This window comes from Actinophytocola sp., from assembly GCF_035634895.1.
Classification (GTDB): Bacteria; Actinomycetota; Actinomycetes; order Mycobacteriales; family Pseudonocardiaceae; genus Actinophytocola.
Window position 1 is genome coordinate 59,825 of record NZ_DASQCC010000216.1, and the last position, 14,073, is coordinate 73,897.

Annotated in this window: 10 protein-coding genes; 3 read left to right on the forward strand and 7 right to left on the reverse strand. The window is 71.0% G+C overall.

What is annotated here, in order from left to right; all coding sequences use genetic code 11:
- Positions 1 to 27: 27 nt before the first annotated feature.
- A complete protein-coding gene (locus VET29_RS33305; RefSeq protein ID WP_324928178.1) occupies positions 28 to 1,245 on the reverse strand; it encodes a glycoside hydrolase family 5 protein in 1,218 nt (405 codons plus the stop codon).
- 179 nt (positions 1,246 to 1,424) lie between these two features.
- Between VET29_RS33305 and VET29_RS33310 the strand changes: the two genes are divergently transcribed.
- Both VET29_RS33310 and VET29_RS33315 read left to right on the forward strand, forming a co-directional pair.
- A complete protein-coding gene (locus tag VET29_RS33310; RefSeq protein WP_324928180.1) occupies positions 1,425 to 2,630 on the forward strand; it encodes a cytochrome P450 in 1,206 nt (401 codons plus the stop codon).
- Positions 2,631 to 2,722: 92 nt separating this feature from the next.
- Positions 2,723 to 3,436: a VOC family protein gene (locus VET29_RS33315; RefSeq protein ID WP_324928182.1), complete on the forward strand. Its 714-nt coding sequence runs from the start codon at positions 2,723 to 2,725 to the stop codon at positions 3,434 to 3,436.
- Between the two features lie 460 nt (positions 3,437 to 3,896).
- On the opposite strand, the gene VET29_RS33320 is transcribed toward VET29_RS33315, so the two are convergent.
- Positions 3,897 to 5,102, reverse strand: a complete 1,206-nt coding sequence (locus VET29_RS33320) for a fumarylacetoacetate hydrolase family protein (protein WP_324928184.1) — start codon at positions 5,100 to 5,102, stop codon at positions 3,897 to 3,899.
- A 205-nt stretch (positions 5,103 to 5,307) separates the two neighbouring features.
- Here VET29_RS33320 and pulA point away from each other — a divergent pair, with 205 nt between their 5' ends.
- On the forward strand, positions 5,308 to 8,280 hold the full coding sequence (gene pulA, locus VET29_RS33325; RefSeq protein WP_324928186.1) for a pullulanase-type alpha-1,6-glucosidase: 2,973 nt from the start codon (positions 5,308 to 5,310) through the stop codon (positions 8,278 to 8,280).
- Positions 8,281 to 8,322: 42 nt separating this feature from the next.
- On the opposite strand, the gene VET29_RS33330 is transcribed toward pulA, so the two are convergent.
- Genes VET29_RS33330 through VET29_RS33350 form a run of 5 tightly spaced genes read right to left on the reverse strand, consistent with a single transcriptional unit; the run spans position 8,323 to position 13,978 of the window.
- On the reverse strand, positions 8,323 to 9,339 hold the full coding sequence (locus VET29_RS33330; RefSeq protein ID WP_324928188.1) for an ABC transporter permease: 1,017 nt from the start codon (positions 9,337 to 9,339) through the stop codon (positions 8,323 to 8,325).
- Positions 9,332 to 10,834: a sugar ABC transporter ATP-binding protein gene (locus VET29_RS33335; RefSeq protein WP_324928230.1), complete on the reverse strand. Its 1,503-nt coding sequence runs from the start codon at positions 10,832 to 10,834 to the stop codon at positions 9,332 to 9,334. Before VET29_RS33335 ends, VET29_RS33330 begins: the two co-directional genes overlap by 8 nt.
- A 1-nt stretch (position 10,835) precedes the next feature.
- Positions 10,836 to 11,894 carry a sugar ABC transporter substrate-binding protein gene (locus VET29_RS33340; protein WP_324928190.1) on the reverse strand — a complete coding sequence of 353 codons (1,059 nt, stop codon included), beginning with the start codon at positions 11,892 to 11,894 and terminating at the stop codon, positions 10,836 to 10,838.
- Positions 11,895 to 11,948: 54 nt separating this feature from the next.
- Positions 11,949 to 12,674, reverse strand: coding sequence for an SDR family oxidoreductase (locus VET29_RS33345; protein ID WP_324928192.1), 726 nt, complete (start codon positions 12,672 to 12,674; stop codon positions 11,949 to 11,951).
- On the reverse strand, positions 12,671 to 13,978 hold the full coding sequence (locus VET29_RS33350; protein WP_414636682.1) for an enolase C-terminal domain-like protein: 1,308 nt from the start codon (positions 13,976 to 13,978) through the stop codon (positions 12,671 to 12,673). Before VET29_RS33350 ends, VET29_RS33345 begins: the two co-directional genes overlap by 4 nt.
- Positions 13,979 to 14,073: the final 95 nt, after the last annotated feature.

A 14,073-nucleotide genomic window follows, 5' to 3' on the forward strand; every position in this document is an offset into this window, starting at 1 on the left:
GGAAAGGCGTCCTCCGTCGTGTTCGGGTCAGCTCGGCGAGATCAGGTACGGCTGCAGGATGGTCTGCTTCTCCTGGTTCACCGTCACCCAGTCGTCCGACACGATGCCGCCCGTGTCGCCCGAGTTGGGGTTCCAGCACCAGTACGTGAAGGACATGCCGCTCGCGCCGGTTCCGGTGTACTGCATGAGCTTCTGCAGCCACACCTTGTCGACCGGGTTGGCCAGCGTCGAGCCGAACTCACCCATCATCAGCGGGGCGATGTTCTGCTTGTACAGGTAACCCCAGTACTTGTCCCAGATCCCGGGCAGGTTCGCCGGGTAGTCCGGTGCGTGGAACCACGTCTGGTCGTACACCGACGTCGCGTACTCGTGCGGCGAGTAGACCAGCCGGTTGGCCGTGTTCAGCCGAACGGGGAACGCCCCCGCCTTGGACAGGTTGCCGCCCCACCAGCCGCAGTCCTCGTCGTTGCTGGGGTCGCCGTCCCAGATGTTGGAGTTGCCGCCGCTGGGACAGCTGACGCCCTCGACGAAGATCAGCCAGTTCGGCTGGACGGACAGGATCGCGTTGCCGGCGCGTTCGGCCGCGAGCCGCCAGTCGCGGGCGGTGTCACCGCAGCCCCAGCACGCGCCGGTCGCCTGCGGGTTGGTGCCCTCGGCATGCGGTTCGTTGTGCAGGTCCGCGCCGATCACCGTGGTGTTGCCGGCATAGCGCTGCGCGAGGGCCTTCCAGTCGTTGATCCACGTCGTCTCGGAGACGGCCGGCGTGTACCAGAGGGCGGTCTGCTGGGCGCTGGTCGGCCGGTGCCGGTCGAGGATGATCCGCATGTGCTTCTGCCCCGCGTAGTCGATCACCTTGTCGAGGATCTGCAGCGGGGACAGCCCGACCAGGTCGGGGTTGACGTAGTCGTTGATGCCGGTCGCCACCGCGCCGGGCTTCAGCGCGTCGTTCGAGTACGGCACGCGGATCGTGTTGTACCCGAGCTGCGCCATGTGGTCGAGCTGCGAGCGCCACGTCACGTTGGCCCACAGCCCGTGGAACGTCTTGTTGTCGGTCTCCATCCCGAACCAGTTGAGCCCGGTCAGCCGGACCGTGGCGCCGGTGCTGTCGACGATCTTGTTGCCGCTGGTGTGCAGGTAGCCGGTGCCGGTGCCGCTGACCTGCGCTACGGCCTCCAGCCGCGGCACTCCGGTCAACGCCAGCACGACCGCGAGCAGGGTGCACAGCACCGCCAGGCGTTGCTTCATGCTCTCTCCTTCGAGAACTTTCTGGGAGCGCTCCCAAAACACGGTAGCCGACACGTGCCGCCATGCAAAGGCCGTCCGTGCGCGCGGCTTTTCGGCGGCGTCTCGGCGGCGTCTCTGCCGTGGGAGGAGCGGATGGTGCCAGAGTGGAGGCGGAACGTCACCGTGAGGAAGGGAGCGCCATGCCCGGGACGACCACGCCGGTGAGCCTGGCCGGGGACGTCATGCAGGACCCGTACAGCTTCTACCGGCGCCTGCGGGAGGAGGCGCCGGTCCGCGAGGCGCGGATGCCACGCGGACTGAAGGTGTGGGTGGTGACCCGCTACGCCGACGCCCGGGAGGCCCTCGCGAATCCCGCGCTGCACAAGGACATGCGGCAGATGTACGACCTGATCGCGCGGCACAGCAGGTCGGGCGGCCGTGGCGGGTTCGGGCCGGAGCTGGCCGCGCACATGCTCAACAGCGACCCGCCGGACCACACGCGGCTGCGCAAGCTGGTCGCCGCGGCGTTCACGATGCGGCGGGTGGAGCAGCTGCGCCCGCGGGTCGAGGAGATCACCGAGGACCTGCTGGCTTCGCTGCCCGACAGGGCGGACCTGGTGGAGGACTTCGCGTTCCCCCTGCCCGTCACGGTGATCTCCGAGCTGCTGGGGATCCCGCACGCGGACCGCGACGACTTCCGTGGCTGGACGACGATACTGCTGTCCACGGCCGAGTCGGCGAAGATCGCGGCCGCCGGCCGCGCGATGACCGGGTACCTGCGGGGGCTGATCGCCGCCAAGCGCTCCGACCCGGCGGAGGACATGCTGAGCGCCCTGACCAACACCCGCGACGAGGACGGCGACAGCCTGACCGAGACCGAGCTGGTGTCGATGGCGTTCCTCCTGCTGGTCGCCGGCCACGAGACGACGGTGAACCTGATCGGGAACGCCACGCTGGCGCTGCTGCGCCATCCCGGCCAGCTGGCCGCGCTGCGCGACGACCCGACGCTGCTGCCGGGGGCCGTGGAGGAGTTCCTGCGCTACGACGGTCCGCTGGCGCACGCGACGCTGCGGTACACCGTGGAACCGGTGGAGATCGGCGGGGTGCGGATCCCCGCGGACGAGTTCGTGCTGGTGGCACTGGGCTCGGCGAACCGGGACGGGGACCGGTTCACCGACGGGGAGGAGCTGGACATCACCCGCGGCGCGAACGGCCACCTGGCCTTCGGCCACGGGATCCACTTCTGCCTGGGGGCGCCGCTGGCCCGGCTGGAGGGCCAGGTCGCGATCGGCCGGCTGATCGACCGCTTCCCGAACCTCGCACTGGACGCCGACCCGGCCGACCTGCGCTGGCGCGAGAGCAACCTCATGCGTGGCCTGGAGTCCCTCCCGGTCCGCCTTCGCTGACCGGGCTTCTGCCGGGTGGGTTCGGTGGCTGTTGCCGCAGGCCGCGGCGGCTCCGACCGGCTTCTGTCGGTGCTCGGGTGCATGATGCGCGCATGACGAAGACGGGACGTTTGGAACTGGTCGCGCTCGACGCGCAGGACATCGAGAAGGTCGCCGCCTTCTACACGGAGCTGACCGGCTGGAAGACGGTGCGCACGACGCCGGACTGGATCACGCTGCGTGCCGGTGACGGCCAGGAGGTCGCGTTCCAGCGCGCGCCCGACCACGTGGCGCCGAAGTGGCCCGGCCAGGACCTGCCCCAGCAGGTCCACCTCGACCTGCTGATCGAGGGGCGGGAGGCGGCGGCCCGGCGTGCGGAGGAGCTGGGTGCCACCCGGCTGGCGGACGGCGAGAGCTGGGTGACGCTGGCCGACCCGGCCGGCCACCCGTTCGACCTCTGCGAACGCGAGGGCGTCGGCCCCGAGATGGGCCTGTTCGCACCGACGATCGACGCACCGGACGCGGCCGGCCTCGCAGGGTTCTATGCCGCGTTGATGGGCATGGAGGTCACCTACACGGGGCCGGAGGGCGCCTTCATCACCGGCTACGGCAAGAGCGTGATGTTCCAGCAGGTCGCGGAGTACACGGCGCCCCGCTGGCCGGACCCCGCCGCGCCGCAGCAGGCCCACCTGGACATCCTGGTGGACGACCTCGACGAGGGAGAGGCACTGGCCCTGGAGCTGGGCGCGGTCCGGCTGCCGGCCAGCGAGCCGTCGTTCCGCGTGTTCGCCGACCCGGCCGGACACCCGTTCTGCCTGACGACCTAGTCAGGGCGTTGTCCGGGTTCCCGGCGACCGCATTCCCGGCGCGGGTCCCTGGTGGGGTCCGCACCGGTTGGTGATGCGACAGGCTGGTGCGTCTCGGCCGCTGGTGGCCGAGCACTGCGAGGCATGTGGCTGGTCAGGGCGCTGTGCGGGTTGGCACGCAGGAACCGAACGCGTGCGCGCAGGTCAGCGTCGTCGGCATGACCGAGCAGTGCTGGTGGCCTGGCAGCCGATTCGGCGGCCTCTCACCGCATTCCCCGGCGCGGGTCCCTGGTGGGGTCCGCACCGGTTGGTGATGCGACAGGCTGGTGCGTCTCAGCCGCTGGTCGTCGAGCACTGCGAGACATCTGGCTGGTCAGGGCGCTGTGCGGGTTGGCAGGCAGGGACCGGCCGCGTGCACGCAGGTCAGCGTTGCCATCACCGAGCGCTGCTGGTGTCGCAGCCGAGTCGGCAGCCCAGCGGCTCAACCACCGCTTCCCGGCGCGGGGCCCTGGAGCACGCCCCGGCCGGCGAGGTTGCGGAGGAGGTCGGCGATGCCGAAGGCCCAGGGTTCGCAGGTGTCGCTGGTGCGGATCCGGTTGACGAGGGCGCCGAGGGTGGGTGTCGAGACGGTGACGATGTCGTCGACGTGGTGGGTGAAGCCCTGGCCGTCCGCGTCGCGGTCCTGGATGGGGGCGAACATGGTGCCGAGGTAGAGGGCGGCGCCGTCCGGGTAGTGGTGGTGCGGGCCGAGGAGCTGGGCGACCAGGTCCTCGGGGTCGCGGCTGATCTGTGTCATGGAGGAGTCGCCGTCGAGGTGGTGGCCGTCGGCGCCGTCGACGGTGAGCGTGACGGTGGCCGTGCGGACGTCGTCGAGGCCGAAGCCCGGGTCGAACAGGCGGAGGAACGGGCCGACGGCGGCCGAGGCGTTGTTGTCCTTGGCCTTGGGGAGCAGGAGGGCCGAGCGCCCTTCGACATCCCGGAGGTTGACGTCATTGCCGAGGGTGGCCCCGACGATCCGTCCCGTCGAGGCGACGGCGAGGACGACCTCGGGCTCCGGGTTGTTCCAGCGCGAGTCGGGGTGGATGCCGGCGTCGGTGGCGGTGCCGACGGCGGCGAGCACGGGTGCCTTGGTGAAGATCTCGGCGTCGGGGCCGATGCCGACCTCGAGGTACTGGCTCCACAGCCCCTGATCGATGAGCATCTTCTTGAGCTCGGCCGCCTCCGGTGAACCGGGCCGGAGATCGGCGAGGTCGCCGCCGAGGAGGGTGCCGATCCCGGCTCGGACGGCCGAGGCGCCACCCGCGTCCCCGCCGGTGCGCTCCTCGATGACGCGTTCGAGCATGGAGATGGCGAAGGTGACGCCGGCCGCCTTGATCACCTGGAGGTCGACGGGGGCGAGGAGCCAGGGCCGGGCCGGGTCGCGGGTATCGACGGGGGTGTTGGCGAGCAGCGCGTCGAGGTCGCCGAGATACTCGCCCGTCGCCACGCGCAGTGCTCCGGCGGGGTCTTCCGACTCACACAGGTCACGCACGGTGGGAAAGCCGGCGGTGACGTCGTGGACGCCGTCCTCCCGGACCGCGACCACCGAGGGGCCGCCGAGGTCGGGACGCCAGACTCGCCCGACGAGCGCGCCGGCCGCGCCGTCCTGGGGCAGGGTGCTGTGGGCGGAGGGTGGGAACTCAGGCATCGTCACTCCCCCAGTGTGATCCAACGGGAGGCCGCCGCGAGTCCCGCGTCCAAACACCGCGAGTCCCGCGTTCAAACACACCGAGTCCCGCGTTCGCGCACATCGAGTCCCGCGCGGCGCCGGTGACCGCCGATCGCCTGATTGACGGCGCCGGATCTGCCGGCAGAGTGTGTGTGGCCACCACCGCCCAGTGTCGGGAGTCGTGATGAGGAAAAGGTTGCTGACCGTTGTCGCCGCCCTGGTCACCCTGGCGCCGGTGGCACCAGCGGCGGCGGACGAACTGGTCATCACCGCGCCGGGGAGCTTCCAGAGCGAGCTGGGCTGTCCGGGTGACTGGGCGCCGGACTGCACGCTCTCCGAGCTGCGGGACCCGGACGGCGACGGCGTCTACACCTTCGCCACCACCGCCATCCCCGCCGGGCAGTACGAGACGAAGGTCGCCCACGGCCTGTCCTGGGCCGAGAACTACGGCGCGGGCGGCGTCCGCGACGGCGCCAACATCCCCTTCACCGTGACCGCCGACGGGGACCGCACGACGTTCTCCTACGCGCTCGCCACCCACGTCCTCACCGTGTCCGCCGGGACCGCGCCGCCGGACCTGCGCTCCGCGCGCGCCCAGTGGCTGCGCCGCGACGTCATCGCCTTCGACGTCCCCCCGACCGCCACGACCTTCCGGCTCTACCACGCCCCTGCCGGCGGGCTGACCGTCACCGGCGACGGCGTCAGCGGCGAGTTCCTGCCCCTCGCGCTCGAACCCCTCCCGGCCGACCTCGCCAGGCAGTACCCGCACCTCGCCGGGTACGAGGCGCTCCGGGTGCCGCGTACCGCGCTCAGGGACCTCCTCACCGGTCAGCTCGCCGTCGCCGCCTTCGACGCGGCCGGCCGGCTCGCCGACGTCACCGGCGTCCAGCTCCCCGGTGTGCTCGACGACGTCTACGCCGGCGCCGCCCGTGAGCGGCTCGGCCCGGTCTGGCGGGACGGGCAGCCCTCGCTCGCCCTCTGGGCGCCCACGGCCAAACGGGTCGAGCTCCTGCTCGGCGACCAACGCCTCCCCATGTCCCGCGACCGCGACGGTGTCTGGCACGCCCGGGGCGACCGCCGCTGGCACGACGCCCGCTACGCCTTCGTCGTCACCGTCTACGTTCCCGCGCTCGACCAGATCGTCACCAACGTCGTCACCGACCCGTACTCGCTCGGGCTCACCACCGACTCCGCGCGGTCCGTCCTCGCCGACCTCGACGATCCCGCGCTCGAACCGGCCGGCTGGGACCGGCTGCGCAAGCCGGCGCTCCCCCAGCCGGAGGACTCGACGATCTACGAGCTGCACGTCCGCGACTTCTCCATCACCGACGACACCGTGCCCGCCGCCCACCGCGGCACCTACCTCGCCTTCACCGATCGCGGCAGCGCCGGCATGCGGCAGCTGCGCGACCTCGCCGGCGCCGGGCTCAACACCGTGCATCTGCTGCCCACCAACGACATCGCGAGCATCGAGGAACGCAGGGACCAGCAGCAGACCCCGGGGTGCGACCTCGGGTCGTTCGGGCCGGCGGCCGAGGACCAGCAGGCCTGCGTCGAACCCGTCCGCGACACCGACGGCTTCAACTGGGGCTACGACCCGCTGCACTACACCACCCCGGAGGGCTCCTACAGCACCAACCCGGACGGCCCGGCCCGCACCCGCGAGTTCCGCCAGATGGTCGGCGCGCTCAACGACACCGGCCTGCGCGTGGTCATGGACGTCGTCTACAACCACACCCCGGCCGCCGGCCAGGACCCGAACTCCGTCCTGGACCGGATCGTCCCCGGCTACTACCAGCGGCTGTCGGCCACCGGCGCGGTCGAGAACTCGACCTGCTGCGCCAACACCGCCACCGAGCACCGCATGATGGGCAAGCTCGTGGTCGACTCGGTCGTCACCTGGGCCCGCGAGTACAAGGTGGACGGCTTCCGGTTCGACCTGATGGGCCACCAGCCCAAGGCGAACATCCTCGCGGTGCGCCAGGCGCTCGACAAGCTCACCCTCGCCAGGGACGGTGTGGACGGCAGGCGGGTCTACCTCTACGGCGAGGGCTGGAACTTCGGCGAGGTCGCGAACGACGCCCGGTTCGTGCAGGCCACCCAGCTCAACATGGCCGGCACCGGCGTCGGCACGTTCTCCGACCGGCTGCGCGACGCCGTGCGCGGCGGCGGCCCGTTCGACGACGACCCGAGGATCCAGGGCTTCGCGACCGGGCTGTACACCGACCCGAACGGCGACCCGGTGAACGGCACACCGGAACAGCAGCGGGCTCGCCTTCTGCTGTACCAGGACCAGATCAAGGTCGGCCTGACCGGCAACCTGCGCGACTACCGGTTCGTCGACCGCGAGGGCGCGCTCGTGTCCGGCGCGCAGGTCGACTACAACGGCCAGCCGGCCGGCTACGCCGCCGATCCGGGCGAGACGATCACCTACGTCGACGCGCACGACAACGAGACGCTGTTCGACGTCGAGCAGTACAAGCTGCCGCGGGCGACCTCGATGGCCGACCGGGTGCGGATGAACACGGTCGCGCTGGCCACCACCTGTCTGGGCCAGGGCCCGGCGTTCTGGCATGCGGGCAGCGACCTGCTGCGATCGAAGTCGTTGGACCGCAACAGCTACAACTCCGGCGACTGGTTCAACCGCGTCGACTGGACGGGCCGGGAGTCCACCTGGGGGTCCGGGCTGCCGCCGCGTGCCGACAACGAGTCCAAATGGGACTACATGCGGCCGCTGCTGTCCGACCGGGCGCTCGAACCGCACGGGCCGGACATCCTGGCCGCGCACCGGCAGGCACTGGACCTGCTGCGGATCAGGTACTCGTCACCGCTGTTCCGGCTCGGCTCCGCCGACGCGATCCAGCGGCGCGTGAGCTTCCCGGTCGGTGGGCCGAACCAGACGCCGGGCGTGATCGTCATGGCACTGGACGACCACGCGGGGCGCGACCTCGATCCGCGCTGGGCAGGCGTCGTGGTGGTGTTCAACGCAACCGACCAGCCCGCCACCCAGACGGTGCCGGCACTGGCCGGCGCCCACTACCGCCTGCATCCGGTACAGGCCAACGGATCCGATCCGGTGGTCCGCACCTCCTCGTACCGCGGTGACGGCACGTTCACCGTGCCGGCACGCACGGTGGCCGTGTTCGTCACGCGCTGAGGGCCACCACGCCCGAGGCCGGCTCTCTCCACAGTGGACTCCCTAGTCCTGCTTGCGGCCGCTGGTGATCCGGGACAGCACGAGCGCGACGAGGATGATCGCGCCGTTGAGCGCGCCGATCCACTGCGCCGGCACGCCCGCGAGGGTGAGCACGTTCTGGATGAGGTACAGCAGCAGGATTCCGGTGAACGCGCCGAACACGGTGCCGCGGCCGCCGTTGAGGCTCACGCCGCCGATCACCGCCGCGGCGAACACCGTGAAGATCGCGCCGTTGCCCTGTGCGGCGGCCACCGAGGCCAGCCGGCCGGACAGCAGCAGGCCACCCAGGGCGGCAAGCAGGCTCGCCGTGACCAGCGCGCCGACGAGCACCCGGTCGGTCCGGATGCCGGCGGCCTTGGCCGCGTCGATGTTGCCGCCGATCGCGTACAGGGACCGCCCGACGCTCGTGAACCCGAGCACCACGACACCGGCCGCGAACAGCAGCAGGCACAGCCAGATCGACGCCGGCACACCGAACCACGTCGTGCTGCCCAGGTACATCATCGACGGTGGGAGGTCGAAGAACGTCTGGCCGCCGCTGATACCGGTGAGCAGGCCACGCAGGACGATCAGCATGCCGAGCGTGACGATGAACCCGTTGAGCCCGAACCGGACGATCAGCATCGCGTTGATCACGCCGATCACGACGCCGACCGCGAGCGTCACGGGAATGGCCCAGCCCCCCGGCAGCAGTCCGAGCCCCTGGCCAGTGATGGTGAGATACGCGGCGATCCCGGGCGCGAGACCGAACGTCGACTCGAGCGACAGGTCCATCTTGCCGACCACGAGCACGATCGTCTGGGCCAGCACGAGCAGCGCGATCTCCGACATCGTCTGCAGGACGTTGATCAGGTTGTCGTAGCGCAGGAACACCGGGTTCACGAGCTGCCCGAGCACGCAGATCACCACGATGGCCGGGATCAGCGCGAGGTCACGCAGCTTCGCGAGCGCGATGCGGCCGCCCCTGTCCGGCGGCGCGGACGGCGCGACCGGTGGCGCCATCTCGGTGGTCTCAGACATGCAGGTCCACTCCTTCCATGGCGGCCACCAGCTCGTGGTCCTGCCAGCCACGCGGGAACGAGGCGACGATCCGGCCCTGGAACATCACCAGCACGCGGTCACAGCCACGCAGGTCGTCCAGCTCGTCGGAGGCGATCACCACCCCGGTCCCCCGGTCGGCGACGTCGGTGACCTTGCCGAGCAGGAACTCCTTGGACCGCACGTCGACACCGGCCGTCGGGGTGATCAGCACCAGCAGGCGCGGGTCGTCGGCGAGTGCCCGCGCCATCACGACCTTCTGCTGGTTGCCGCCGGACAGGCCGGAAACCGGCAGGTCCGGTCCGGGCGTCTTGATCGCCAGGTTGTCGATCATCGTGCGGGCGACGGCGTCCCGCCGCGCGCCGCTGACGAACCCGGCCGGCCCGATGCGGCGCGGGATCGAGAGCGTGGTGTTGTCCGCGATGGACATGTCGGCGACGAACCCCTGGTGGTGCCGGTCCTGGGGCACGAACCCGGCTCCGGCGGCCAACGCCGATGGCACGTCGCCGGGACGCGGTACCCGGCCGCCGATCGAGACCGTGCCCGCGTCCGCCTTCCGCAGCCCGACGATGGTCTCCGCGAGCTCCGCCTTGCCGCTGCCGCCCGCACCCGCGAGGCCGACGATCTCGCCTTCGGCCACGTCGAGATCGATGCCGGCGTAGTGGCCGGCGAGCGAGAGGCCGGCGAGCGTCAGTACCGACTCCTCGCCCGGCGTGCCGTGCCGGTCGGCGGCGGCCGCACCCGGGCGGGCCTCGCCGGTCATGGCGGCCACCAGGTCCGCCTTCGACAGCTCCGCGACCGGCGCCGTGACGATGTGCCTCGCGTCCCGGTACACCGTGACGGTGTCGCAGATCTCGTAGACCTCCTGCAGGTGGTGACTGATGAACAGGAAGGTCACGCCCTGCTCCTGCAGCCCGCGGACGCGGTCGAACAGCCGGCTGATCGCGCCCGCGTCGAGCTGCGCGGTCGGCTCGTCGAGGATGATGAACCGGGCGCCGAACGACAGCGCCCGCGCGATCTCGACGAACTGCCGGTCCTCGACGCCCAGCTCGCCCGCCGGCAGGCGCGGGTCGACCTCGACCGACCATTCGGCCAGCAGCCGCCTGGCCTCCTGCCGCAGCCGCCGCCAGCTGATCAGGCCGGTCGGGCCGCGCTGGTGCCGGTTGAGGAACAGGTTCTCCGCGACGGTCAGCTCCGGGATCACCGTGGACCGCTGGTAGACACACGCCACCCGGTGCCGCCAACCGTCCCGGTCGGACAGTCGCGGCGCGGGTTCCCCGCCGAACAGCACGGTGCCGGCGTCCGGCGCGTGCAGTCCGGTGAGGACGGAGACGAGCGTGGACTTGCCCGCGCCGTTGCGTCCGACGAGCGCGTGCGTCTGCCCGGGCAGGACGGCGAGGCCCACGTCGTCGAGCGCGACGGTGGAGCCGAAGCGCTTGGTGATCCCCAGCGCCTCGACCACCGGCGTGCCCGCCATGTCAGTTCGCATCGCGGTTGTTGCCCCACAGCGACTTGTCGTCGTACTTGACGCTCTTGACGTCGCCGAACGTCGCGCCGTCGCTGGTCACCAGCGGCGCGGACAGCTGGTCCTCCATGAGTCCCGGCCGGACCTGGATGATCGTGCTGTCGTGGTCGGTCGGGCCAGCCTTGTGCTTCTTCCCGGCGACGGCGTCCTTGATGTACTGCAGCGACCACTTCGCGTACAGGTCGGCGGGCTGGGAGACCGTGGCGTCGATGTTGCCGTCGGCGATCTTCTCGAGCTCCTCGGGGATGCCGTCGTTGGACACCACGAACACGTGCTTCGGGTCGTCCGGCGCCACGAGCAGGCCGCGCTGGCGCAGGATCTGCAGCGTGCCGGGCAGCGCAAAGCTCGACTGCATGTACACGCCCTTGATGTCCGGGTTCGCGGTCAGGTCGGTCTGCAGCTTCTGCGACGCGGTGTTGGCGTCCCAGTTCGTGGCCTCACCGAAGACCTCGATGCTCGGGAAGTCGTTCTTCATGCAGTCGTTGAACGCCTCGGTGCGGTCCCGGCCGTTGATCGACGCGAGGTCGCCCTGCAGCATCACGACCTTGCCCTTGCCGCCGAGCTTGGCGCCGAGGAACTGGCACGCCTTCTCGCCGTACGCGCGGTTGTCGGCCCGCACGACCATGTAGACGTCGCCGTCCTCGGGCCGCGTGTCGACGCTGACGACCGGGATCTTCTTGCTGGCCAACTGCTTCAGCGCCGGCGCGATGGCCGCGGTGTCCTGCGGCGCCATCACGATTCCCTTGACGCCCTGGCTGATGAACGTCTGCACGTTCGAGGTGAGCGCGGCGACGTCGTTCTGGGAGTTGGTGGTCTTGAGGTCGAGCCCGAGTTCCTTGCCGAACTTGGGCACGTAGCTGATGTAGGAGTTCCAGAAGTCGGTGTCCGACCGGGGGTAGTCGACGCCGATGGTGCCGCCGCCGGATCCGCTCGTCGAGGTGTTGCCACACGCGGCGAGTCCCGCCGCCGTCGATAACGCGATGAGGATCGCGCCAAGATCGCGGAATCGCATCCCGCACACTCCTTTGTGTTTGCTGTGAACTCGGGCCTGGAAACGTCGAGCGGACTAGCGCCTGGGCCGCAGGTCGTGCATGCCGCCGTCGACGGCGAGCGAGGTGCCGGTGACGGCGCCGGCCGCGGGCGAGGCGAGGTAGGCGATGGCGGCCGCGACCTCGTCCGCGGTGACGAGCCGGCCGGTGGGCTGGCGGGCGGCGAGCGCGACCCGCTCGGCCGCCGGGTCGGCCGCGGCGTCGAGCAGCCGGCCCACCCAGGGCGTGTCGACGGTGCCGGGGTTGACGCAGTTGACGCGCACACCGTCGGCGAGCAGGTCCGTCGCCATGGCGCGGGTGAGCGCCAGCACCGCGCCCTTGGACGAGGAGTAGAGCGCCCGGTCCGGGAGGCCGACGACCGCGGCCACCGAGCAGGTGTTGACGATCGCGGCCCGGGCCGAACGGCGCAGGTACGGCAGCGCGGCCCGGGTGGTGCGGACGATGCCGAACACGTTGACCTCGAAGACGCGGCGCCACTCGTCGTCCGGGTTGTCCTCGACCGTGCCGGCCGCGCCGATGCCGGCGTTGTTGACGAGTACGTCGAGGCCGCCGAGCCGTTCGGCGGCCGACTCGACCGCGGCCCGCACCGACTCGTCGTCGGCCACGTCGGCCTTGACGCCGACCAGTGGCGCCGGCACGCCGGGTTCGAGGTCAAGGCAGGCCACCTGGGCGCCCTGACCGGCCAGCAGGGTCGCGGTCGCGAGGCCGATGCCGGAGGCGCCGCCGGTGATGATCACCTTCATCCGGCCACCGCCACGGTCCACTCGGCGCCGTCCGGGAACTCGAACCGGGTGGCCGACTCGGCGTGCAGGCGGGCGCCCAGGCCAGGTGTGCGGGGCGCGACGTAGTGGCCGCGCCGGATGACCACCGGGTCGACGAAGTGCTCGTGCAGGTGGTCGACGTACTCGATCACCCGGTCCTCGGTGGTGCCGGTGACCGCGACGTAGTCGAACATCGCCAGGTGCTGCACCATCTCGCAAAGCCCGACCCCACCGGCGTGCGGGCACACCGGAACGCCGAACTTGGCCGCCAGCAACAGGATCGCGACGTTCTCGGTCACGCCGGCGACCCGGCTCGCGTCCAGCTGCAGCACGTCGATCGCGCCGGCCTGCAGCAGCTGCTTGAACATCACGATGTTGTGCGTGTGCTCGCCGGTCGCGACCTTGATCGGCGCGACCGCCTTGCGGATGGTCGCGTGGCCGAGCACGTCGTCCGGTGACGTCGGTTCCTCGATCCAGTACGGGTCGTAGGGCGCGAGCGGGCGCAGCCACTCGATGGCCTGCGGCACACCCCAGGCCTGGTTGGCGTCGACCGCGATCCGCACGTCCGGGCCGACCGCGTCCCGCGCGAGCCGCAGCCTGCGCTCGTCGGCGACCGGGTCCGCGCCGACCTTGAGCTTGATCTGCGTGAAGCCGTCGGCCACCGCCTCCTTCGCGAGACGGACGAGCTTGTCGTCGGTGTAGCCGAGCCAGCCGGGCGTGGTCGTGTAGGCGGGATAACCCTGTGCCAGCAGCAGTTTCTTCCGCTCGGCGCGACCGGGCTCGGCGGCCAGCAGGAGGTCCAGGGCCTCGTCGCGGGTGAGCGCGTCGGTGAGGTACCGGAAGTCCACGAGGGACACCAACTCCTCGGGCGGCAGGTCCGCCAAGAGCTCCCACACGGGCTTGTTCTCGTGCCGGGCCCGCAGGTCCCACACGGCGTTGACGATCGCGGCGGCCGCCATGTGGATCACCCCCTTCTCCGGGCCGAGCCACCGCAGCTGACTGTCGCGGGTGAGCCGGGCCGAGAAGGCGCCCGGGTCGCCGAACACCTCGGCGAGCGGCAGCCCGACCACCAACTGTGCGAGCGAGCGGACCGCCGCGACCGTGATCTCGTTGCCGCGCCCGACCGTGAAGGCGAGGCCGTAGCCCTGCCGGCCGTCGCTCGTACGCACGGTGACGTAGGTGGCCGAGTAGTCCGGCTCCGGGTTCATGGCGTCCGACCCGTCCAGCTCGCGGGAGGTCGGGAAGCGCACGTCGACCACGTCGACCGCGTCGATCAGTTCTGTCACGAGAGAGTCCACCTCAACTCGGCGGGACCGGAAACAACATATGTATATGTAGAGGACCGCCGCACGATTGTCCATACCCTTGCCGATTTGGCCAG

What these genes read in the sequence shown, in the direction of transcription:
- VET29_RS33305 (WP_324928178.1), bottom strand. Translation starts at nt 1,245, where the DNA reads ATGAAGCAACGCCTGGCGGTGCTGTGCACCCTGCTCGCGGTCGTGCTG.
- VET29_RS33310 (WP_324928180.1), top strand. Translation starts at nt 1,425, where the DNA reads ATGCCCGGGACGACCACGCCGGTGAGCCTGGCCGGGGACGTCATGCAG.
- VET29_RS33315 (WP_324928182.1), top strand. Translation starts at nt 2,723, where the DNA reads ATGACGAAGACGGGACGTTTGGAACTGGTCGCGCTCGACGCGCAGGAC.
- VET29_RS33320 (WP_324928184.1), bottom strand. Translation starts at nt 5,102, where the DNA reads ATGCCTGAGTTCCCACCCTCCGCCCACAGCACCCTGCCCCAGGACGGC.
- pulA (WP_324928186.1), top strand. Translation starts at nt 5,308, where the DNA reads ATGAGGAAAAGGTTGCTGACCGTTGTCGCCGCCCTGGTCACCCTGGCG.
- VET29_RS33330 (WP_324928188.1), bottom strand. Translation starts at nt 9,339, where the DNA reads ATGTCTGAGACCACCGAGATGGCGCCACCGGTCGCGCCGTCCGCGCCG.
- VET29_RS33335 (WP_324928230.1), bottom strand. Translation starts at nt 10,834, where the DNA reads ATGGCGGGCACGCCGGTGGTCGAGGCGCTGGGGATCACCAAGCGCTTC.
- VET29_RS33340 (WP_324928190.1), bottom strand. Translation starts at nt 11,894, where the DNA reads ATGCGATTCCGCGATCTTGGCGCGATCCTCATCGCGTTATCGACGGCG.
- VET29_RS33345 (WP_324928192.1), bottom strand. Translation starts at nt 12,674, where the DNA reads ATGAAGGTGATCATCACCGGCGGCGCCTCCGGCATCGGCCTCGCGACC.